This window comes from Pseudoalteromonas sp. AWH4_217, assembly GCF_056161105.1.
In genome coordinates this window covers 97,655-118,677 of record NZ_JBSWYM010000014.1, presented here as the reverse complement: position 1 = coordinate 118,677, position 21,023 = coordinate 97,655, and the positions used below count along the sequence as shown (strand labels likewise).

General features: G+C 46.3%; 23 protein-coding genes and 1 pseudogene. 23 read left to right on the top strand and 1 reads right to left on the bottom strand.

All coding sequences use genetic code 11. The annotated features are described in order from the left end of the window. Positions 1-42: 42 nt before the first annotated feature. Positions 43-2,214, bottom strand: a complete 2,172-nt coding sequence (locus ACXAH1_RS17455) for a fasciclin domain-containing protein (protein ID WP_475198435.1) — start codon at positions 2,212-2,214, stop codon at positions 43-45. Between the two features lie 609 nt (positions 2,215-2,823). Here ACXAH1_RS17455 and ACXAH1_RS17450 point away from each other — a divergent pair. The 23 genes and pseudogenes from ACXAH1_RS17450 (at position 2,824) to ACXAH1_RS17340 (ending at position 21,016) form a co-directional block, all read left to right on the top strand. Further along, entirely contained in the window at positions 2,824-3,975 is a 1,152-nt protein-coding gene (locus ACXAH1_RS17450) for an AAA family ATPase (RefSeq protein ID WP_475198434.1), read from the top strand. Positions 3,976-4,085: 110 nt separating this feature from the next. Then, positions 4,086-5,312 (top strand): helix-turn-helix domain-containing protein, encoded by a 1,227-nt coding sequence (locus ACXAH1_RS17445; RefSeq protein WP_475198433.1) that lies wholly within the window; start codon positions 4,086-4,088, stop codon positions 5,310-5,312. A gap of 229 nt (positions 5,313-5,541) precedes the next feature. After that, on the top strand, positions 5,542-5,841 hold the full coding sequence (locus ACXAH1_RS17440; protein WP_039607636.1) for a RebB family R body protein: 300 nt from the start codon (positions 5,542-5,544) through the stop codon (positions 5,839-5,841). Positions 5,842-5,978: 137 nt separating this feature from the next. Continuing rightward, on the top strand, positions 5,979-6,245 hold the full coding sequence (locus tag ACXAH1_RS17435) for a RebB family R body protein (RefSeq protein WP_010380819.1): 267 nt from the start codon (positions 5,979-5,981) through the stop codon (positions 6,243-6,245). Positions 6,246-6,315: 70 nt separating this feature from the next. Further along, positions 6,316-6,582: a RebB family R body protein gene (locus tag ACXAH1_RS17430; RefSeq protein WP_253048290.1), complete on the top strand. Its 267-nt coding sequence runs from the start codon at positions 6,316-6,318 to the stop codon at positions 6,580-6,582. 82 nt (positions 6,583-6,664) lie between these two features. Continuing rightward, a complete protein-coding gene (locus tag ACXAH1_RS17425; RefSeq protein WP_475198432.1) occupies positions 6,665-6,856 on the top strand; it encodes a RebB family R body protein in 192 nt (63 codons plus the stop codon). Between the two features lie 14 nt (positions 6,857-6,870). Further along, positions 6,871-7,227 carry a RebB family R body protein gene (locus ACXAH1_RS17420; protein WP_475198430.1) on the top strand — a complete coding sequence of 119 codons (357 nt, stop codon included), beginning with the start codon at positions 6,871-6,873 and terminating at the stop codon, positions 7,225-7,227. 40 nt (positions 7,228-7,267) lie between these two features. Next, entirely contained in the window at positions 7,268-7,627 is a 360-nt protein-coding gene (locus ACXAH1_RS17415) for a hypothetical protein (RefSeq protein WP_253048293.1), read from the top strand. Positions 7,628-7,667: 40 nt separating this feature from the next. Continuing rightward, entirely contained in the window at positions 7,668-8,675 is a 1,008-nt protein-coding gene (locus ACXAH1_RS17410; protein WP_253048294.1) for a hypothetical protein, read from the top strand. Positions 8,676-8,689: 14 nt separating this feature from the next. Further along, complete coding sequence (locus ACXAH1_RS17405; RefSeq protein ID WP_475198429.1) at positions 8,690-9,175, top strand: hypothetical protein; 486 nt, start codon at positions 8,690-8,692, stop codon at positions 9,173-9,175. Between the two features lie 26 nt (positions 9,176-9,201). Beyond that, a complete protein-coding gene (locus ACXAH1_RS17400) occupies positions 9,202-10,620 on the top strand; it encodes a hypothetical protein (protein WP_475198428.1) in 1,419 nt (472 codons plus the stop codon). Positions 10,621-10,647: 27 nt separating this feature from the next. Continuing rightward, positions 10,648-10,905, top strand: a complete 258-nt coding sequence (locus ACXAH1_RS17395) for a hypothetical protein (RefSeq protein WP_475198426.1) — start codon at positions 10,648-10,650, stop codon at positions 10,903-10,905. Positions 10,906-11,135: 230 nt separating this feature from the next. After that, a complete protein-coding gene (locus ACXAH1_RS17390) occupies positions 11,136-11,555 on the top strand; it encodes an eCIS core domain-containing protein (protein ID WP_475198424.1) in 420 nt (139 codons plus the stop codon). A 485-nt stretch (positions 11,556-12,040) separates the two neighbouring features. Further along, the gene (locus tag ACXAH1_RS17385; protein ID WP_475198422.1) at positions 12,041-12,919 is read left to right on the top strand and encodes a hypothetical protein; all 879 of its coding nucleotides are present in this window, start codon (positions 12,041-12,043) and stop codon (positions 12,917-12,919) included. 191 nt (positions 12,920-13,110) lie between these two features. Next, a pseudogene (locus ACXAH1_RS17380) lies at positions 13,111-13,344 on the top strand (transposase); the annotation flags it as partial. A gap of 245 nt (positions 13,345-13,589) precedes the next feature. Further along, positions 13,590-14,519, top strand: coding sequence for a hypothetical protein (locus ACXAH1_RS17375; RefSeq protein WP_475198421.1), 930 nt, complete (start codon positions 13,590-13,592; stop codon positions 14,517-14,519). A 105-nt stretch (positions 14,520-14,624) separates the two neighbouring features. Next, a complete protein-coding gene (locus ACXAH1_RS17370; RefSeq protein WP_475198419.1) occupies positions 14,625-15,149 on the top strand; it encodes a hypothetical protein in 525 nt (174 codons plus the stop codon). Positions 15,150-15,504: 355 nt separating this feature from the next. Next, entirely contained in the window at positions 15,505-16,344 is an 840-nt protein-coding gene (locus ACXAH1_RS17365; protein ID WP_475198418.1) for a glycosyl hydrolase family 18 protein, read from the top strand. Between the two features lie 225 nt (positions 16,345-16,569). Continuing rightward, positions 16,570-17,253, top strand: a complete 684-nt coding sequence (locus ACXAH1_RS17360; RefSeq protein WP_475198417.1) for a glycoside hydrolase family 25 domain-containing protein — start codon at positions 16,570-16,572, stop codon at positions 17,251-17,253. Positions 17,254-17,317: 64 nt separating this feature from the next. Next, entirely contained in the window at positions 17,318-17,710 is a 393-nt protein-coding gene (locus ACXAH1_RS17355) for a LysM peptidoglycan-binding domain-containing protein (RefSeq protein ID WP_475198416.1), read from the top strand. Positions 17,711-17,841: 131 nt separating this feature from the next. Next, a complete protein-coding gene (locus ACXAH1_RS17350; protein ID WP_475198414.1) occupies positions 17,842-19,239 on the top strand; it encodes an ATP-binding protein in 1,398 nt (465 codons plus the stop codon). A 402-nt stretch (positions 19,240-19,641) separates the two neighbouring features. Then, positions 19,642-19,911, top strand: coding sequence for a RebB family R body protein (locus tag ACXAH1_RS17345; protein ID WP_253048307.1), 270 nt, complete (start codon positions 19,642-19,644; stop codon positions 19,909-19,911). 100 nt (positions 19,912-20,011) lie between these two features. After that, on the top strand, positions 20,012-21,016 hold the full coding sequence (locus ACXAH1_RS17340) for a cyanobactin maturation protease PatG family protein (protein ID WP_475198412.1): 1,005 nt from the start codon (positions 20,012-20,014) through the stop codon (positions 21,014-21,016). Positions 21,017-21,023 lie beyond the last annotated feature (7 nt).

Sequence of the window (21,023 nt, the reverse complement as noted above, 5' to 3'; positions counted from 1 at the left end):
GGCGTTGCGCCAAACCTCATAGGAAAGAAGTGAGGAAGGGAATTAATCTACGGTGGTTATCACGGTATCAATCAGATGAACCACTCCGTTTGCGGTATAAATATCAACCTGGGTGATGTTGCTACCCTCGACCTGCAACCCAGAGGTAGGTAGACTTACTTGCCACCATTTTCCACCAACCCCTTGTCCCATTGCATCGCCCGCATTTACGTCTTGAGCATACATATATAGAGGACGACCCAGATAAGCGGCTTGCATGCTGCCATCTAATCTTGCGATCAGCGACAAGCCCGGAATATTAGCTATCTGCGCTTGCGTTGCAATCACAGGTGGCCAGTTGGTAGCGCATGCATCAACACACTGGCTATTTGCGAACGTCAGGTCGTCATCAAATACGTACAGCGTTTTGCCAGCCATCGCTGCACCATTACCAGAGACCAATCTTTGATTCATCGCGTCATAGGCAACCATATCAGTGTCTGTGTTGGCGGTTGATACAAAGTCAACAGCCTTGAGGTCCAGCATATTGGTGGCCAACGTTTCTACCTGCTTACCATTGAGGCTGAAAGCCAAAGAAGAAGAGGCTTCCAGTGTCAGCACATGCTGAGTCAACACCTGAGTAAGGCCTGCTGGGTTAGCCAGCAGAGCATTTAAATCGGCCGCGGGAATCTTCTGAAATGCGCGATTGGTTGGCGCAAAGACGGTAAATTGCTTAGTAGTATCTGACAAAGCATCGACCAGATTGGCAGTCTGAAGTGCAGTCACCAGCGTCGACAAATCATCTGTCTCCATCGCTACATCGACAATGGTTTTGTCTGTCGCCATTTTATCCATTGGCGGCATGATCACCTTGTCGAGCACATGAATAACGCCATTGTCTGCTTTTACATTGGCAGTGCGGATCACCGCGTCGTTGATGAATAGCATGCTATCCACAATGCTTAGCGCACTCTTATCAGTATTCGCCATCGCAACCATGTTGTCTGCAGAGGACGCAATACCAGCAGCGGTGTCTGACATTACACTCTGCCCTGCAACAACGTGATACAGAAGAATGTCTTTCAGTTTGTCGGTGTCAGCGGCCAATGCGTCGAGTGTAGCCTGGCCAAGGGCTGCAAACGCCGCGTCAGTGGGCGCGAAAACGGTGAATTTGGTAGTCGGGTCGCCCAGTGTTGCGTCCAGGCCCGTTGCTGTCACCAAACTCAATAAGGTATTGAAGGAACCTGCACCTGCAGCTACCTCAGGAATGAGGCCCAGCGATTCCGGCACACTGATATCGCCAACAACCACCGCATCTAATACGTGGATCACACCGTTTGAGGCCGGTATATCAGTTTGCGTTACCGTTACACCTGCAAACTTCAGCATGTCTGTGGCAGCATCAATTGCCACACTTTGCTGATTTTGTTCCAGGGTTGTCGCGTTTTTACCGTTGAGCGACATGGCCGTCACCGAGTCGACTTTACCTGCCACAATATGCTGTTTAAGTATACTGCCCAACACTTCAGGGTTTGCCAGCAAGGTATTGATGGTTTTGGTACCCAACGCTGCAAACGCAGCATCAGTAGGCGCGAACACAGTCAGATCATCACTACCGGTCAGGGCACTGGTCAAACCGGCTGTTTCGACGGCCTTCAGAAGGGTTGTAAAATTACCAGCCTGAGTCGCTACCTGTGCAATGTTCGCTGTTGAGGTTGCATCACTGGGGGGCATTAACACAGCATCGATGACATGGATCACACCGTTGTCGGTCATTATGTCTGTTTGTGTCACCGTCGCCGTGTTTATGAGCAGGTTGTCGCCCGACAGAGACAAGGCAAGCTTTGCACCGTTTACTGTTTCTGTCGTTTGCCCGGCTAAGGTAAGCGCCGTCTCGGCTTTCACTTCAGATGCCAGAACATGGTAGGTCAAAATCTTGCCCAGTGTGTCTGGGTCCGCCAGTAACTCATTTATGGCCGACTCTCCCAGTGCAGCGAATGCTGCATCGGTTGGGGCGAACACAGTAAACGTACTGTCCGTATTATCTAGCGTGGCTGTCAGGCCTGCAGCATCAATGGCCGCCACCAGAGTGTTAAAACTGCCAGCTGCTCTAGCAGCATCATAAACCGAATTCTCCTCTGGTGGTGGTGTTGTTACGACTTCATGATCATCGTCGGAACAGGCCGCGAGCAAGGCCAGGGTACTGATCAACATTATTCTTATTAGTACTTTCACGATTTTCTCCATCAAGGTGGTCAACATTCGAGCAATACGCAACCTTGTGAAACAAAGATCAAGAAAATTTAAAAATCTTTAAACATGTCATTTTTAATTGTGATTAAAGAGCGTGCAAAGAATGGTCTGAGCTAGCAATTAAATCAGCAATACAGAGGCCAAGCGAGCGCGTATAAGCTGGCTAACATGTCACATCTTCTGTGTGACTTGCTAAAAGCAGGTGTAACAACTTGTAATACCAAACCCATTAACATAAAAATAAACTCAAAGACACAGGTGGTAAATAATTAAATAGTAACAATGTCGTAATAATCAATCTCAAGATAAAGGAGCTAACTATGTACACTTCCAGCCACGGAAGAATTGCGGTAAACAAAACAACTCTGCGTTTGCTGAGAAAAAAAAGCACTTAGCCGGGAAAAACTAGCCCAAGAGTGCAGTAATAGGCGTTTACCTGTTTCGGTTTCCACAATAAAACGTGCAGAAGCAGGGAAACAAGTACTATGTCGCACCATACAAAGCCTTGCTAGTTACTTTCAGGTCAGTATTGACACACTCATTAACGATACAGATGCCCCCCCCTGGATTTACCGTCATCTGGTGAAAGATATGCCCAACCCTTGCTACGGCAGAGAGTGGGAACTCAATCACCTCCATTCAATGCTCAACCAGACACTTAACCTCTGTTCACTACAAACACTCTACTTACAGGGGATGACAGGCGCTGGGAAAACCAGCCTGCTGACGGCTTTTGCCGCACAGCTGACCACAGCAGGCAGGCGCAGCCTTACTTTTTCATGTGATGCTTTTACCGAGCGCACTCAGTCTCCATTCTCCGTTTTGTATTTTGTCAGGGCACTCATGTCTGTCAATGATAAGACTCCAGGCCATGACATTCGCCATAAAATAGACCTGGTAGCCAGCAGTGCGCTCTGCTCGCTGCGCCTGCGTCAATGGTTAGGCTGCGACTTAAACCAGAATGAAACAGATACGCTGGCTCTGTTAACCAAAACTCGAATCAAGCAATTAGATAAACAAGTTGCACAGAATCTGCTCGCTTATGCACATCACAAAGGGGTAATAGCGATTATGATTGATGGTGCGCACAACTTAACAACCAAAGCACTCCAGTTCATTCAGTTGTTCACTTCGTGCGGCGCTCAACTAGCAATCACCTTTATTATTTCGGCGCAACAAAAACAAACCTTTATCCACCCACCAAAATGGCTCAGCCATGCCCACACTATCATTCTAAAACCATTAGATCTGGACGCTATGGTGCAAATTGCTAATCACACATTATTGAGCCAGGGCAGAGTGCCCGACAAACACAGGGACCGAGCAACTGATGCCATAACTCGTGCGCAAGGCAACCCCTATTTCCTCAAACAGCTTTTGTCTCACCCAGATCCAGTCGTCGCATTGCCCGACGCATTACAACACTTTGCCCGCAATTGCTTAAACTCAATGCCTTGTGAAGTAGCCAATACGCTTAAGTTTGCTGCCAGTCTGGGGCTGTGTTTCAACACGCATCAATTACAACAATTCAACGACAACGAGAATATTCGCGCTCCGCTATGTGTATTACACAAAATGCTCTGCAGCGGGCTGGTCACACAAAGTGATGAGCACTTTTGCTTTGTACACCCTCTGGTTCAGGAAGCACTCAAGAGCCAGACAACACGCAGTGACTTCAGCTGGTACACCTACCCCAGACACCATCATCCTAATAATTGCCCGAATCAAGTGACCAGTATCTGACCCAATATCGGGGCGCATAAAAAAATACATTTTCCTTGACCACACGGCATGCACCTCCAGCACTTGCTGGAAGTGCATGTTTTCACATAACCTGAAAACAAGGAAATACCATGTCTACACTTTTGAAACTAACACCAAAGGCACAGCCCTGGATTGGCAGTAGTGACGCACTTTTTAAACTAAAACAGCAAATCGTTTTACTTGCCCAGTGTAACTTGCCGGTCCACATCAATGGCCAACCTGGCAGTGGTAAACACTTAGCGGTAAGTCATCTACATCAATTGGGAAAAACAGACTCTCATCCACTGGTTGTCTCTTGTGTGAATCATTGGGATGACAGTTGCGCAGTTACAAAACTAGAATCTCTGCTCTCACAAACACGCGATGGCACACTTTACCTGAAGAATATAGATGCACTGGCTCCCGAACAAGCCGAAGCTGTTAAAGACTACTGGCTTAACCTGAACACCGCTTCCGCGACTCCAAGACTCATTACTTCTACCTCCACCCAAAAGCATGACCAAGCCTTAATAGAACCACAACACAGTTCATTTTTAAGCTGGTTGCACTACCATTGCCTTGAGCTGAGTATTCCATCACTAGCTGAGCGCCAGGAAGATATACCCGATTTGATAAGCCATTACAAAGAAACCTGTCAGCATGTAGAAAACCTGCAAATAGACAAACAAGCAATGGCAACACTAACGGCTTATAACTGGCCGCATAATGCAAAACAGCTTAAACGCTGCCTGGACAAGCTGTCATTCTTGAGTGGCCAACAGGAGATCACCAAACAACTACTCATCAGCATTTTTCCGGCCATGAACGATACGCACAGCCAATACCCCGAAGTACCTGATAACGCCCCATCGAAGCGAGTGAGCAATGAATTCACCACGTTAATTCAGTCGCTCATTGCCTGTGATAATGAACTTTCATTTGAGCCCCAAAGCACAGGCACTGAGCAGTTCACCGCCCCGCTTCTCAAACTACAAGCTGCCAATAAACCTCACCCAGCGTTGGCCCGTGCGCTGCAATACATAGATGAAAACTTCAAAAAACCACTGAGCCTGAGCGAAGTTGCAAGTTATGCATGTGTTAGTCCGTCACATTTATCGTTCTTATTTAAACGCTATGTGGGCCAATCGTTTAAACAAACCTTACTACGAATCCGAATCAAAACGGCGATGACACTGCTACGTGAAGATCCCTACAGTCAGGTGACAGAAGTGTGTGACGATGTTGGCTTCTCTGACTTGAGCTTTTTTGTCAGAAAGTTTAAATCGGTCGTTGGTGTCAGTCCGGGTGTGTACCGCGACCAGCGCACCAAGCATTAGTCAATGAGTAAGCCTTGTGCTGATTGCTTTTGGAATCAGCACACACCGCAATCAACCGTTTTACCAACTTATCACCACGATTTTACCAATCAAGTCACGTGTTCCTGCCAATTCCTGACACCTGGCTTTTTCTATACTGACCTCAGTGTTTAGGCGACTCCACAAAGCATGATGAACCAGACACCAAACTTGTATTTTATTCAAAAACTCTAAGCAAATAGGTGAAATTATGGCATTTCCAACCGCAGTTAACGATCAAATCACAGACTCCGTCACACAGGCCAATGTCAAAGTACTAGGTGATGCACCCGCTATGTCTATGGGGAATTTATTTCAGGCAACGTCTCAGGCACTCGCCAATGCTGCGCACAACGCTACGTCTGCGCAGCAGCAATCAGCCATGACTGCACAAGCTGCAACCACTATGGGTGTTACAACCCTGTACTCAATTGATACAGCGACCACAGGCATTGCGACCAAACGCATTCTGCAACCGCAGAAACAACCTGTCGCAGGGTTAGGCAACTAATGCACTTTGCATCCGTGGTTGCGCGTAGCGACAAACTGAAATGGCGCAACTGCAATTACAAAGCGCAGGTTTACGACACCCAGAATAAGGCCGGTAACAACCAGGCTTAATTTGAAAACAAAAATAAGGACGACACTATGGCTTTTCCAACCGCAGTAAACAGTCAAATTACCGATTCAGTTACTCAAGCCAATGTACAGGTACTGGGCGACGCACCGTCCATTGCTATGGGTAACTTGTTTCAGGCGACCTCTCAGGCGCTTGCCAACGCAGCACATAATGCAACGGCAGCACAGCAACAGGCAAATATTACCGCCCAAGCGGTAACCACAATGGGTGTAAATATTCTTTACTCCATTGACACTGCAACGACTGGCGTTGCGACCAGCAAAATTTTTGCGTAGCGGTCTCTTCTCAGTCTTAAACAACCAGGCAATAACGCCTATTTATTAAAACTTTAAAAGGAAAATAGTTATGGCATTTCCAACCGCTGTAAATAGTCAAATTACTGATTCTGTCTCACAAGTGAACACTAAAGTATTGGGTGATGCACCTGCTATTGCAACTGGTAACTTTATGATTGCAACCAGCCAGGCGCTGTCAAACGCAGCACACAACGCCACGACCAGCCAGCAAAATAATACGGTTACTGCCCAAGCTGCTTTGGTTCAGGGTGTTGATACGCTCATGAGCGTCAATACGGCAACAACGGCAGAAGGCATTCACAAGGTTTTCCGTTAAGCAAGCCGCCTGGGTACTGATACTAATCGTATCAGTACCATTTCGGTCAGCGTCATCTGAGAGAGTTTAATGAGGAATCGCTGTGTTAAACACACTTGAAGCCAACGGGTTTTCACTCGCTGTCGCATCAACAACCATGGGCCATTCTATTTCGTTGTTGATGGAAAATGCGGTGCAAAATGAAGCACGCAGCCAGCTGACATCCAGCGCTGCTGTTGCTCAATGCTGCACACTCATGGTCGCAGCCGGTGCCGCTGCCATTAAATCTGGATAACTAAGGAAGTTATTATGAGTACTATAAACGATCAAATCACCGATTCGGTGAATCAAATAAACACTTTGCTAATGGGCTCTGCACCTATGCAGTCTATGGGAATGCTCAATGTTACTGCGAGCGAAACCATAGGTATGTCGATGTTTAATGCCGTTTCTGCGCAGCAAAATGCACAAACTTCAGCTTCAGCTGCCGCAGCCGCGAGCTGTGCAAAAATGCTCCAGCAGTCGCCACCACCACCTACAAAGAAACCGACGCCAGAAGTGAAACCGGACCCAAGTCAGGTAGAAGCGTTAGTAAAGGAGCTTCTAAAGAAACAAGACGATTCGCAGAAGAAACAAGACGATTCGCAGACTCCAGCTAAGTCATAAAGATGCGCACTGCAAAAAGTAACCAACAGAGGCACAGCATATGAACGAGTTAACAAATGTCGGGCCATCGACACAGACTTCACTGGATGTGTTAAAAAACGCCAGTCTGAACGGCGAGCTAAACAAACTCTCCGGCGCCGGCAAGGCTTATCAGTCGGTTTCACAATCAACTGCCATAGCTATCCAGGATGCCACCGATAACCTAAGAAATATCAATACAATGGCGACAACGGCTATGGGGGTCGCCATTTCTCAGATGTTGGCCACCGGCTCAGTCGGTGATTACGCTGGCATTATCGAAGCCGCAAATAAAATGGTAGAAAATGGCACCAAAAACTTTGGTGCGGTAGGTAGTTCAGCCAGTAACCTGCTCGACAATTTTCCCGATGGTGGCAGTTAGCTGAACAAATACAAGGCTAACGGCGACTAAGGAGACGAATATGACGATCATTGTGAACAATAAAGAGATTGAGCAACTTGACCAGTTTGCTGATAAAACGCAGACCCTGATCCAGTTTCTTAATCAGGGTGCACACAGCACCGATGCACTCATACAACAAAGTGAGGTACTTAGTTTCACCTCAGAAGCGCAATTTATCGAGCAACTGTATCTGGGACTAATGAACTCAACGATGCTGTATTTACATCAGATCCCCCTGTCTGTCGACATCAAAAAGCTCCTGGAGCTAAGTACCAACGACCTCAGGGATCTGGCAACATTCAGTAACCGGGATTCAGAAACAGACAAAGCCAGGCTGGCAAGCATTCTGGCCAAATATCGCCTGGTAGACAGTGCCATTTTAAACAAAATAGCCCTTTTTTACCGACGCTATAATCTCAACTATCACACGCTGGGCTGGGGCGCTTCGTTCCATGATCAGCTCACATTATACAGCGTTATCTGCTACTGTGAGCAAGTGTATGATCTATCAAACCAGACAGTGATCCCTGCCTGCCAGTGGGCAACACAACAAGCACAAAGCCTGAGCGAATTTGCCCACTACTTTTGCATTTATCTGGCATGGAAAAACAACAAAAAAGAAATGCCCGGTACACCCGATCACCTTGTTGACATACTGGCGCCAGTAGTAAACAGCAACCTCGACTCTCCGATTGTGACCTTTGAGCTACAGGCCATTGACCTGCACAACGCAATAAAGCAGTGGCATGAAGGAGGCAATAACCTGGGATTCAGTAGTTTCAGCGCTGGGCTACTCAATATTGTACTCAATATCGACTTGCATACTGACGATCTGGTAAAGGCTGCAAATGATTACTTAAGCACACTTCAAACCACTCTGAGCAATGCCTTAGCCAGTGACAGTTTTGTGTGTCAAGCCGGGCTTTGTCGTCACTATTTATTTAAATTACACAACAGTGAAGCCTTGCTCAACGTAGACAGTCAGGGCTGCCTGAGCCTATTTAACCATTGGCCGACGGCCGCCTAACCGGAGAAACTAACATGAACCCAGCACAACAGAAAAAAGCCGCGCTTGGTGAGTTAACCCAAGTCGTTATGCCTACACAGCTGAACACTATTCTGTCAGACATAGACGCCATGCTAGCCAGTGCCCGGCAGACCATAGATCAGTCTTTACAGCAGTCATCTCAGCTTGTTGATCAGTCGCGTCAACATCTGGCCCGTATTAATCACGCACTGGCAAGCGAGGCTGTCAGCGCGTCACCTCACACATTGAATGACGAGACGACTCAGGCAGAGCCAAATCAGGAACAAATGCTCAACGCTCAGGTAACTTATCTGGAAGAGCAAAACATTCATATGAAACAAGTTTACACGGAACAAGAGCTGGCCGCTCAACAAAGTGCCCAGGCAGCTCAGCAAGCCATGGAAACGACCATTAAGAACATGGAGGCTCAGCTGATGCAACAAAATCAGGCTTTTCAAAGTGAAGTCATGCAACGTAGCACAGAAACACCCGAGGGTTAAATCATAAGATAAGGAGCTACCTCGTCATGATCAGAATTAACTTTAGCCCGCTCACCTGGTTACCCGATGAAAAAGTAAAAGTGAATGCGGCAAACAGGCAAATGCAAGAGCTGGTATCACGATTAGCGGACGCACCAAAGTACCACACACTGACAACTCAGGACCGCCAGCAACTCATTGATGAAGGTTATGCTGCAGACTTGGTAGACAATCTGGTGTTTATTACACTCAGAACCGACGAGCTGGGCAAGGATGTCGTGACAAGCGGGTTTAACTACGCGGCTTTTGATACCTCACTGTTCAGTTCTGCGCACCTCAGGACATATCTGGCACAGCTTAATCGGGGGTGCTGCGCCTACTGCGAAAGCTATTTGTCGGCAACTGATGGAGGAAAAGTCGGACACTTTCGCCCTGTAGAGCTGTTGGAAACAGAGCAGGAGTCCGGACAAAGTACGGTTACCACTTGTTCTCCCTACTACTCACAAGCCTATGAACAGCGAAACCTGCTATTTGTCTGCGAGGCATGCCATGAACAGCATAAAGGCGGACGATTTCCACTGGCAGGTCTGCGTCTGCCTGCGATCAGTATTGAACAGGAACAACCGCTGCTCATCAACCCCTATGAGGAAGACCCCAGACTGTTTATTCGCTTTGACCCTGTAACCGGCCGTGCATACCCTTTTGATTTACTGGCCGCCTTTTTAATGGATACCCGTACATTACACCTTGACGGCGTAGCAAAAGAAATCTGGTCACACCCGGACATTTTGCGTCACGCACCTGACTTTCATCAATTACCAGAGTTTACGAGTTGGTTTCATTCACTGGACAAAGACAGGTTAAAGCAGCTCAGTAAAGGCCAGAACAGTATTCAGTTGCTGGGGTTAAACCGACCAGAGCTGGTGATTGCTCGGCTGAGTGCACTCAGCCAGTTACACCTGGCCTTTGAACACTTCAGGCACAGTAAACAATCAGATATGAGCTCATTTATTGACTCGCTACCTATACTTCAGTTCAGAAGCTTGAGTATCGATGCCTTACAAACCTGGCATAATCAGTCCGACGAACAGGAGCTCAGCGACGCAGAGCCTTCCCTGCCCGAAAACTTATCGATACCAGAACGCAGCGTTTTTCCCGCCTGGTTCAGAGCCTCACTACGCTACTGTATTGAGGAATCTCAGCTGACAGAAACACACAAGCGTAACCTCGTATTTCTCTCGGCCAGAGACAAATTATACGGACAAAAACCCAAAGAAAAATGCGTGTTTCTGCCCCTGAACTGGCAGCAGGATAAGCATAAACTGATCAAAGTACGTTCTGAGCGCAATATCTGGGAAACCTCTTTCGCTGAGCTGGCCAGCTCCCGCCCCCTGGAGCTACTGAATTTATTCACACAAAACGATATTTGGGTGGAAGGCCCATTCGACGCACTGCATAGTGCATAACTTAACCATACGTAAGGAAAATCAGCCATGAGTAATTTATACGATCAAGCAGTGAACGGCGCCGAGCAGCAAGCTACCCAGGCGGTAGCACAAGCCGATGCTGACACGGCAGCACAATCCACCGGATACGCCACTACCACACCTTTTGAGGCCGAAGATGTCGCCAGAAATGCCGTTGTTGCGGCAGATCAGAGCGTGTATCAGCAAGCCTTTAACTCGCCCTCAAATACAACTCCTGACTTGGCGGAGCAAATAGCAACTGAGGCAGTGGAAGCGACGGAATAATGCAGAAACGAGTTCCAGCCAAAGTACCCGACCCGTTCGGGTCTTTTTTTGCCTGTAAATCTCTATCAGCCCCAAACCTCTCCAGAGACAGGGTGAGAGAGCAATGAACCAGCAAAGTCTGAATATAATTTTAACTTACTGAAAAGTACCAACCACTGGCGCTTTTTTACCAATCTCCCTCTAAACCGCTCATCTATAGTAAATACATCCAGCAAACACGGGATAACCCCATGGCGTTTTATCAACTTAAGGTGAAGCAAAACCGCTTTGCTCGCCCCGTTACTCAAGGACCAGCACAACGACGTACAACAACGGGCATTCAACCTGTCAGCCGCGCCCTGCCGCCCCGTCTGAGGCGGGGCATGGAAAAGCTTACCGGCGTGAATCTGGCCAATGTGCGGGTGCATTATAACTCGCCCAAACCGGCACAGGTACAAGCCCACGCGTATGCACAAGGACGTGATATTTATCTGTCGCCCGGTCAGGAGAAACATCTGCCCCATGAACTGGGGCATATTGCACAGCAGGCGCTGGGGATGGTCAAGCCTACCAATGAGGTCAATGGCGTAGCGGTAAATGACGATCCAAAGCTTGAGCAACAGGCCACAGAGTGGGGGAATATGGCGCTGCGTTTGGGTGGGCAGGAGTAGCTGGCTATGGCGGTTTCACAACCAAAGCCCCGTTTAAAACCTATAAAGGGAGAGTTAAAGATGCAGGGTTCGATTTGTTACTCCGGGCTTCCTGCCCTGTGCCCTTCGGGCCGGCTACGCTGTTCAAAATTGTTCCAGACAATTTTGTGGGATACCGGATAGCACCAAACTTAACACTCGCCTGGAAAACCTGAGTAAACCACTTTAACAAATTTAAGCTGCTTTGTGAGCTAGGTACCACCTTGGCAGGTATTGCTAATTACGTTAAACGTTGGCTCAGTTGGGCAAGCGCAGGCGTAACGCAGGATGTGACAGCGAGTGTGGAGCAAGGGTTTAGTAGTGAACTTGGCCACGAGGTTAAGGGGTTGTGGGTGGGGTGCGTGTACAATGCAGGACCAGATCCTATCGACATGTCTCAATGTGCAACGGTAGCCCGGACCGCGTCAACAATTCAGATAAACAGTTTCAAGAGTTAAGGAATATTTATGTACGCTGAATTTAGTAAAACAAAGACAAAAGAGTGTAGTTTTCTTAAGCAACGGCAAATTACGCAAGGACATAGTACTAAAGAAATAAAACATGGGAGACACCAACTGAAGAAAAAATTACTGCCAGTACAACTTAATATGTTGCCAAAACCGCGTATAACTCGCGAGGCAGGAGCATTAAGAGATTACAACTTAAACAAAACTAAGGGTAAATACAGAAAAGGCGAAAATATAGTAACGGTATACGATGAAGAGCGGCCTAACAAAACACACGATGGTAAAACGTATTTTTGGGCATACATACCAAGTATAAACAAACTAGGATATATACGGGAGTCTAAGACGATTGTAGACCCGCCTGCATATGTCGCGCACAGGCGGCTTGGGAACGGGAATGAAAATGTTCCGAATAATATGGTCGGAGGACTACCGAAGTTAGAGGGGAAAACGCACCTGTACCATGCACATTTTATATTTAAAGAGGTACAGGATTTACCAACGGGTAAATTTGATAATATAGGTTTTCATTCAAAAAACCATGATATGAGAGGGCCAGGAGAATTGTACTCTGAGGACGTGTCAAAGTCTCACTGGTCAAAACAACTCGGGGAAGGCGACTTGATATATGACGAAAAAATGTTAGTTGAAGCCATATGGCTACATTATGACGAGTCCAAATATTCTCTGATAACAAACGACTGTCAAACATGGAAAGACAAAGTACTAAAAACGTACCATGAATTGGTGTCAAGCGGAATGTCCGCTTTGTACTATCGTGACCAACGAATTAATCGGATGTATCTGGAGAAAATAAAAAAAGAAGAGGAGGCACGAGCGGAGCAAGGGAATGGGGAAATAGAGTTAACACCCAACTGAGTAAAGAGTATAAGTAAACAAGAGCTAATTGAATACGGGGTCAGGTCTTGCATCGTACACGATCCAAAAGGTGAGCTATCCTTAGATTAGCTAACCTTTTTTATTTTGATGTTTTATCAATGAGCCGACCTTTACGAATGGAATTTGCTGGGGCTTTATATCATGTGACTTAAAGAAGCAATGAGCGCAAAGCTATCTACACTGAGGAAGGCGATTTTGCTATGTTCCTCACCCTACTTGGCGATGTGTGTACACGTTTTAACTGGGTGATCCACGCTTATTGCCTGATGACCAATCACTTCCACTTACTCGTAAAAACCCCGAATGGCAACCTGTCAAAAGGCATGCGGCAACTAAACGGGGTATATAAGCAAAAATTTAATCGCAAATACAATGGGGTTGGCCATTTGTATCAAGGTCAATAGGAGAGCATTCTGTTCGATAAAGCCCAGCAAGCGCCCCACCCGCATGAGTTACATTAGAAATACCAATCAACGGCCACATTCTACCAATTTTCCCGACAGCAAACTTTCTATAGTAAAAAGATAAAACAACCACTAAGTAGAGCCCGACATGCGAGCCTGGATCAGTTATCAAAGTGGGCCAATTTAAGTAGCGACACCGTTCAACAAGACTCTTACTAAAAACTCACCACAAGAGGGGTGGAAAAATGTACAAGTATATCTCTGAAAAAAAAAGCGCAATCAATGAGACAAATAGAAAAGTCGTAACCCATCACGCAGCGAGTGAAAAGCCTATTCTCTTCCAGAATCCCTCACTTCAAGCCTCGCCTATTCAGCGTGTCCTAACAGAATCACAATATAGAGACCTAAAGAAGTTCAATGAACAATGGCGCAGATTTGAGAAAAGCGGAAAAATAAAACCAAAACATACTCTGAGTGACTCTGAAATAGAGTTTATATACAACCTTGCAAAATCTAGTTTTGTCGATTTTGAAATCGCGGAATTATTCAATAAGAGAGCCGATATAAAAAACCACATTAGGGCCAGAGAAATTAGTGATGGTAAGCAAGAGGCCAGCAATCAGCATGCGATAGAGAAACATATCGCAGTAGACGAAGAGTATTTAAGGGAACGGCTAAAAAATGAAAACAGGGTAGATTTTGCCTCAAAGTTCACGAGTAAGAGTAAATCGGTCAATGCCGTTAAGAACTGGTTAGAAAACGGACCTAAAATCCTTGAAGAGTACGGAAGGAGCTTAGGATATGAATTTTATGAAACAATAAAAACCATGCAGTTTAACCAAGAGGCAATGACAGATTTAAATGTGCGTCAACATACCGAAAATGTACTCATGACACCCGTTAAACTTGACGGGTATACACTAAGCCTGCAAAGAAGACCGGCCCCCAGAAAAGAACATGGCGTTTGGCGAATAGCTTGCAAATGGGTTGCGACAACCGAGCAAACATTTGGCAAATTAGGTATTAGTAAAAGCCACCCGTCGTCCAGTCAATATTATTCAGAATCAGCCACCATCTATCCACCCAATGATACCGACTTAATGGTACTGGTTAACCCTGATAACGGCGAGGTTGATGTTGAGGTCCCTGGAGATGTATTAGGGACTTTCTTCTAATTATCGTTTGCCATAGCTTGCCTCTGACGAACTGAGAAAAGGCCAAGTTTTTGTGCAAGTTACAGACTAACATTTAAAACACCAGATAAATTTTAAGGATTGCTCATGGATTCGTTGCATTCAACCCAAAATACCAATGATACTGAACATGCAAGCATAGAAAACTCTGCGCTACATGCAGCCGTCGCAACATCTCCGCCCGAAAGCGAACAAACTTCCCCCCCTGACAGTCTGAGCATTTTTTACTCGCGTAAAACCACGGCTCTTGCTCTTATCGCCAGGTTTCTGGCTTTTTTCCCGGGTTTTACTAACCCACAGCGAGATGACGTGATTATTGCCAACCGCATTCTGAATTTTGGTCTGGAAGAAATAAAAACATCAGATCTGTCCATTGCCAAAGAAGCCATGGACTCTGCGCGAGGTTTTTACAACAAGTACGCCAGTATATTAGGCCTGATCATCGGTGGTACAATCAGCGCGGGTATCGAGTGGCTACAGCATTCTTATCCCGAATATCAGGCTATTCGCGCAGCACATGTAGGCAGTGGCGTCATTGCCAGCTGGATAGTGAGCAATATTATGGGGGAATATGAAAGACGATTGCATCAGCTTAAAGAGCGCCTTAATTAACTCACTACCGCACAACGACAACGCAAACTCAGCAAAACAAATATCCTGCAACAAGGACAGCTAAAAAATGGCCCGACCTTGTTGCTTAGGAACAAAAACTAAGCTCCTAAACCGCTTTTTCAATCAAAATCTTGTAATCATATGTAATATCAATCTATCACAGACTCAGCTAAGTTTTTCTGACTGAAAGCAGGTCATGGCCGAGGCATTGCAACATCGTTTTCTAAACCTGCGAGACGTTAAATTGAGTTGTCTGCATACTGAATGTCGTAACTTTTACCAAGTCAGGTATTGCTGGTGTAGCTAAGCTAACTGCGCACCCTCTCTTACAGTCAAACATATACAAGGAACTATCATGTCTAAAACGATTACCTACTACAATTCTGGCGCAATCCCACTGATAAACGCCAGCGAACTACCATATGATGTCGTGAATCTGGCATTCTTGTCTTCATCACACGACAATCCGTTTAACCTGGTATTAAGTGGCGCCATCGCAGCGACTGATTCTAGCTTTACAGGCAGCACTATAGAGGCAATCAAGGCAATGCAACAAAAAGGGCAGAAAGTACTGATTTCCTTTGGCGGCGGCGACATGGATTTCAACGCTTATCGCCCACTGTCTGAGGACACGCCTCGACTGGCCGATTCTCTCGCAAATTTTGTAAAAGAACATCAACTCGATGGTATTGATATTGATTACGAGGACACCGCAGCATTCACGGGTAATGCCGGGTACGACGGTGCACAATTCTTAATATCTTTGACTCAGGAGCTCAGAAAACGACTGCCCAGCCCCGACTATATTATTTCTCATGCACCTCAACCCCCTTACCTAGAACAAGGCGGTCCTATGGCTGGCTATATTGAGGTGGTAGAACAGGCTGGCCAGGATATTGACTGGTTAAATGTGCAGTTCTACAACAACCCACCATGGAGCGCGAACCCTGATCTGATAGTCAGCTCGTATCTCAACTACACCAAACTTCCGAACATGTCACCAGCAAAAATAGTGGCAGGTTTCCCTGTTTCTATGCACGATGCCGGTTCCGGGTACATGCCTGCACGCAACATAGTTAACGAGGTCATTGTTCCTATTCAAAATACCTCTCAATTGGGTGGTATCATGAACTGGCAATTCTCAAGTGACCAAAATGGCCTCTGGATCGAAACAATTTCACAAGCGCTAAAATAGCAAAAATAAAAAGCAGTTAAGCTGATATTAGGCCGTCTTTTGACGGCCTTTTTCGTTTCGCATATCAAAATAAGAAAATAAAACTCGAGTAAGTAACATATACCAATTCAACCCCCATTTTTACCAAGTTGGTAAAAGAAACCTCTTTTATAGTTAATTCAACCAAATCGATTACTTGGTTTTACAACTCCCACATCAATGACACTTAACTTTAGAGGTTTTATTATGAGTAACGCACCCGCTTTAGGCTCCAAAGATAATCCAGGCTATGTCAAAATAACCAACACACCTGAGTTACAACATGCATATTCAACCGTCGCGCACCCGCATTCAAAAGGCTTTATCTATAATGGTACAATGAAACCAAGTATTGCAGACAAGTACAAAAGCGAAGGTTACACCTTTTGTATGCGAAACCTAAACCAGTCAGATGGTTCCAGTCAATATATCCCCTTAACGGCACAAGAAACCAACAGAATAACAGGCACAAATGACCAGCACGGCTATGGATTGGCTTTAATGCCTGTATATATTCTGGACTCCTCAGCACTTACTAACAAAACAGCGTCGGGCAACACTGCACCAACCCCGTCAGCAGTTGCTGCCGATGTACTTAGCGCACTTAGTACAGCAGCTATTCCAATCGGCACTACCGTCTGGTTGCAATTGACCAAAGCTGATAAGGGTGTCACTTCTGACCAGATTCAGGCGATTGAACATCAAATTTTTCAATCTGGTTACTCAGTAGGAATATTGGGCGACGAAGTGCAACAACAGCAGCAAACTAATGCACGGGTACTTGAATCTACCTATACGCCGTTTGAGCAATCCGGTAGCGGCGCCAAGGTACGCACTATAACGATAGGTGACAATACGGGATCATTCCCGATTTACTGGGCAGTTCAGTAACGCCTTTTTTCCCATATGAGCAGGTATGCCAACGCCCCCCTGCTCTTAACACAGGTCACTTCCTATGCGAACCGTACTCCTATATACCGTTCAGCCGGGTGATACTTTGGCTTTGATCAGCATCTCACTGAGAGCGAGTGCTGGTATTTCACCTGTCGACATCGAGAGACTGAACCCAACCTTGTTATCAGAAGAATTACCTAGCGAAACGACTATCAAAATCCCTTACTTTAAGGCAAGTGGGCATTTTTACTATGAAACAATGAAAGGTGACACGCTACATTCAATTTGTGACGCGCTGGCAAATGTAGCAGGCGTTACTGTCATGGACCTCATAGAGCACAATGCACACGCTGATCTCAGCAAGTTAAAGCCTGGCCAGGTTTTAATGATCCCATTTACACCAAAAATCAGGTATACGACGACACATCATTGCTTCGAAACACCACCGGGTTAAGGCCACTGTTTTCATTAAAATTACCAAAAGATTCCTCATAGTTACCAGCCGGATCCTGCAAGCTCCAAGCTACACTCACAGGAATAAACCCGCTGACTAATGTCGCCAATCAAGACAATGAGGAATATCCCATGTGGCAACCCGCACCCAAAGGGCCTGAACTCTCTCCTTCGAACGCCGCACAAAATGCACATGACTTAGAAAACGAATGTTTGTGGCTGGAAAGGACCATTCAGTTTAGAGTTTCACGCTATTTTAGTTCACCTGAGGAGCCAACTGCATTGACACCGCCAGAAACGGCACCGGCACCTCCGTCCACCACATCAACATCGCAGGATTATGGCTCTCCGTTTGCGGCTACTGTCTTTCCACACAATCCAACCGCAGTTGAACGGCTAGTCATCATTCTTGCTCTGGTGCCCGTTATCCGGCCCAGCCTGTTTGACATTTTTCTTTCTATAAATGAACAGACCAATAGACCTTTTACAGAGTTCGGCATTGTGGAATCGCAGGGCCAACTGCTGGCCACGGGAACAACAGCCTCGTTTTTGTTTAATGGTACACAATTATCAACGCAATTTGAGATATTAGAGCGACTACGTAGCAGCGCTTTACTCAAAAAAATACTGAGCTCAGAGCCAGATCAGGCTGAGCGCCCTGTGTTACATACCGCGCTCACACTAAAACCTGAATATGTGCAACTGTTCACCACAGGGGAACCTTATCAACCAGAAACCAGTCATCACTTTCCGGCCAGTCTTGTCAGTTCTGTGCTGGAGTGGGACGATTTAAAACTTCCCGATACCACCAGGGCACAGCTCGATGAAATCGTAACCTGGGTGCAACATGGCGAAACGCTGCGTTCGCACTGGCACATTGGCCGGCAGCTCAGACCCGGCTACCGGGCACTTTTCTATGGCCCACCAGGCACAGGTAAAACACTCACCGCGAGTGTGCTGGGTAAGGCACTGAATCACCCAGTTTACAAAGTAGACTTGTCATTGATCACCTCCAAGTACATCGGCGAAACAGAAAAAAACCTCGAGCAGTTATTCACTCTGGCAGAGCATAGGAATTGGATCCTGTTTTTCGATGAAGCCGATGCCCTGTTTGGTAAACGCTTACAAACCAGCTCATCAAACGACCAATTTGCTAACCAGAACGTCGCCTACTTATTGCAACGCATTGAACACTTTAACGGCGTTGTGATCCTTGCTTCCAATTATAAAGACAACATAGACGATGCGTTTTTCCGCCGCTTTGAATCCATTGTTGAGTTTCAGGCCCCAAAAGCAGAGCAGCGCTTTGAAATATGGCAAAGCGGACTGTGCGATCAATCTCGTTTGTCACCAGATGTGTGCCTTGCCAGACTCTCGCAACAATATCCACTCAGTGGTGCCGACATTATCAATGTGTTGCGTTTTGTGTCACTCAGACTGCTGGCACAAAACCGCAAAGAGATACAACTTAAAGATATCAAAGACGGGATAGCCCGCCTGTCAGAGCATCAAACCTCGCTGAGGTGGTAACACGGTGAGCGGCTGTCTCCACATTTGGCAGTACACACGGTGATATCAATATACAATGCCTCTTATGCACTAATCGTAACTTTTACCAAGTTGGTAAAAGCACTCAGGGGTATAGTTAGAAACGCCAACATATGTTGGAAATGTCAATTGAGTTACTAGCCCTGTTGCGTGGAATTATGGAGCCCCGTATCGGGGCTACTTTGTTTCTTTGCCAATGCTTGTCACTGCACCAGATAGAGCAAGTATTAAAAACCGACGATATACTGTTAAAACTGAGCGTCTAAAAAGCCATTAAATATACCACTAGTTCAACAAGTTAAACCAAAACTTCACCGTCACAACACGCTAAATTATTCCTTACTTATTAACGTAAAACAGCAACTAACCATTAAGGAATAAATCATGGCATTTCCAACTTCAGTAAACGACCAAATCACAGATTCTGTTACTCAGGCCAATGTCAAAGTGCTGGGTGATGCGCCTGCTATGTCGATGGGTAATCTGTTTCAGGCTACCTCTCAGGCACTCGCCAATGCAGCGCATAACGCAACCACTGCACAGCAACAAATGGCAGTGACAGCGCAGGCAGCTACAACCATGGGCGTCACAACACTATATTCAATTGACACTGCGTCTACAGGGATTGCAACTACAAAGATCCTGGGTAGTTAACCACTCACCAAACCTGTATTTAGCCTAATGAATATAGAGGCATTACACTCACTGAAGTGCTGTGCTCCATCAGCACTTCCTCACTCCCGGAGAGAAAATTATGAACGAATTGAACACCGACGGAGCTGCTGTTGACCCGCCTGCCCATCCTGAAAAAAACACAGCTCCACAGTCAACTCACTCAGTTCAAGTGACAGACCCTCAAGTGGACGCAGAGCAAACATGTGACGCTGAAAACGATCTAAAGCATGACAACGAACAGCCTGTTCAGCGTCAGCCAGAAGAAAAGCCCGCTGAGCAAACTCTGCAACGTAACACTTATGACTACATTTATGCATTGGGTCAGGTAGATATCGTCTTCCCCAATGAAGGGATCAAGCGGCAATTTCTAAGTGCTGCGACAGAGTTAGGCGTTGACGAAAAAGCCTACTATGCCGTGTTCACCAACCTATCTCAGCCAGTTGATAGCCCCTCGAGGAACAGGTACTTGTATCTGGCAGAACAGGTAGACTGGGTATTGTCAGTCAAGCAAGCGCACAGCTATGTGTTAAACCCGGCCACACCCGCTGAATTACAGGCGCTTATTGAAGCATTACAGCCTCCCAAGAATACGCTGGAGACGGTTTATACCTGTGTGATTGGCCATATCACTAGCAGCCATAGCTCGCTGGATTTACCCGAGGTGGTCTGTCAGCAAATTTATCATCACACTTTATCCCAGTTGCACCACACCATTCAAAAAATATCGAGAGCTGAGACCAACGCCATTCAAGATGTCATCAGAGCGCTGGAGGTTGAGCCAAACCCGGGGCGTAGCGATTTCGACAGAGCCAAAAACTTCGTTGCCTTTCGATACCCCGATATCTATGCTCAAACGCATAAAATGAACACAGGGGCTAATTCACTCCCCAGCGCATCTCTCGTTAGGATCACCTTTAGCCGATTTGATGCGCTGTCCGACCACCGAATTGTGGATATCACACTGACCTATAAAGAAAATACCTCCACCAGGCACCATTATTATTTCTGTCGGGTCGATGTCAGTGGTCTGTATCCCTTTATCAATACAGAAATACAGTCATTCATGCCGCTTCAGACTATGTAGCGACAGA

What these genes read in the sequence shown, in the direction of transcription:
- ACXAH1_RS17365 (WP_475198418.1), top strand. Translation starts at nt 15,505, where the DNA reads ATGTCTAAAACGATTACCTACTACAATTCTGGCGCAATCCCACTGATA.
- ACXAH1_RS17370 (WP_475198419.1), top strand. Translation starts at nt 14,625, where the DNA reads ATGGATTCGTTGCATTCAACCCAAAATACCAATGATACTGAACATGCA.
- ACXAH1_RS17430 (WP_253048290.1), top strand. Translation starts at nt 6,316, where the DNA reads ATGGCATTTCCAACCGCTGTAAATAGTCAAATTACTGATTCTGTCTCA.
- ACXAH1_RS17355 (WP_475198416.1), top strand. Translation starts at nt 17,318, where the DNA reads ATGCGAACCGTACTCCTATATACCGTTCAGCCGGGTGATACTTTGGCT.
- ACXAH1_RS17340 (WP_475198412.1), top strand. Translation starts at nt 20,012, where the DNA reads ATGAACGAATTGAACACCGACGGAGCTGCTGTTGACCCGCCTGCCCAT.
- ACXAH1_RS17415 (WP_253048293.1), top strand. Translation starts at nt 7,268, where the DNA reads ATGAACGAGTTAACAAATGTCGGGCCATCGACACAGACTTCACTGGAT.
- ACXAH1_RS17345 (WP_253048307.1), top strand. Translation starts at nt 19,642, where the DNA reads ATGGCATTTCCAACTTCAGTAAACGACCAAATCACAGATTCTGTTACT.
- ACXAH1_RS17390 (WP_475198424.1), top strand. Translation starts at nt 11,136, where the DNA reads ATGGCGTTTTATCAACTTAAGGTGAAGCAAAACCGCTTTGCTCGCCCC.
- ACXAH1_RS17410 (WP_253048294.1), top strand. Translation starts at nt 7,668, where the DNA reads ATGACGATCATTGTGAACAATAAAGAGATTGAGCAACTTGACCAGTTT.
- ACXAH1_RS17405 (WP_475198429.1), top strand. Translation starts at nt 8,690, where the DNA reads ATGAACCCAGCACAACAGAAAAAAGCCGCGCTTGGTGAGTTAACCCAA.
- ACXAH1_RS17350 (WP_475198414.1), top strand. Translation starts at nt 17,842, where the DNA reads ATGTGGCAACCCGCACCCAAAGGGCCTGAACTCTCTCCTTCGAACGCC.
- ACXAH1_RS17435 (WP_010380819.1), top strand. Translation starts at nt 5,979, where the DNA reads ATGGCTTTTCCAACCGCAGTAAACAGTCAAATTACCGATTCAGTTACT.
- ACXAH1_RS17395 (WP_475198426.1), top strand. Translation starts at nt 10,648, where the DNA reads ATGAGTAATTTATACGATCAAGCAGTGAACGGCGCCGAGCAGCAAGCT.
- ACXAH1_RS17400 (WP_475198428.1), top strand. Translation starts at nt 9,202, where the DNA reads ATGATCAGAATTAACTTTAGCCCGCTCACCTGGTTACCCGATGAAAAA.
- ACXAH1_RS17440 (WP_039607636.1), top strand. Translation starts at nt 5,542, where the DNA reads ATGGCATTTCCAACCGCAGTTAACGATCAAATCACAGACTCCGTCACA.
- ACXAH1_RS17375 (WP_475198421.1), top strand. Translation starts at nt 13,590, where the DNA reads ATGTACAAGTATATCTCTGAAAAAAAAAGCGCAATCAATGAGACAAAT.
- ACXAH1_RS17360 (WP_475198417.1), top strand. Translation starts at nt 16,570, where the DNA reads ATGAGTAACGCACCCGCTTTAGGCTCCAAAGATAATCCAGGCTATGTC.
- ACXAH1_RS17420 (WP_475198430.1), top strand. Translation starts at nt 6,871, where the DNA reads ATGAGTACTATAAACGATCAAATCACCGATTCGGTGAATCAAATAAAC.
- ACXAH1_RS17445 (WP_475198433.1), top strand. Translation starts at nt 4,086, where the DNA reads ATGTCTACACTTTTGAAACTAACACCAAAGGCACAGCCCTGGATTGGC.
- ACXAH1_RS17385 (WP_475198422.1), top strand. Translation starts at nt 12,041, where the DNA reads ATGTACGCTGAATTTAGTAAAACAAAGACAAAAGAGTGTAGTTTTCTT.
- ACXAH1_RS17450 (WP_475198434.1), top strand. Translation starts at nt 2,824, where the DNA reads ATGCCCAACCCTTGCTACGGCAGAGAGTGGGAACTCAATCACCTCCAT.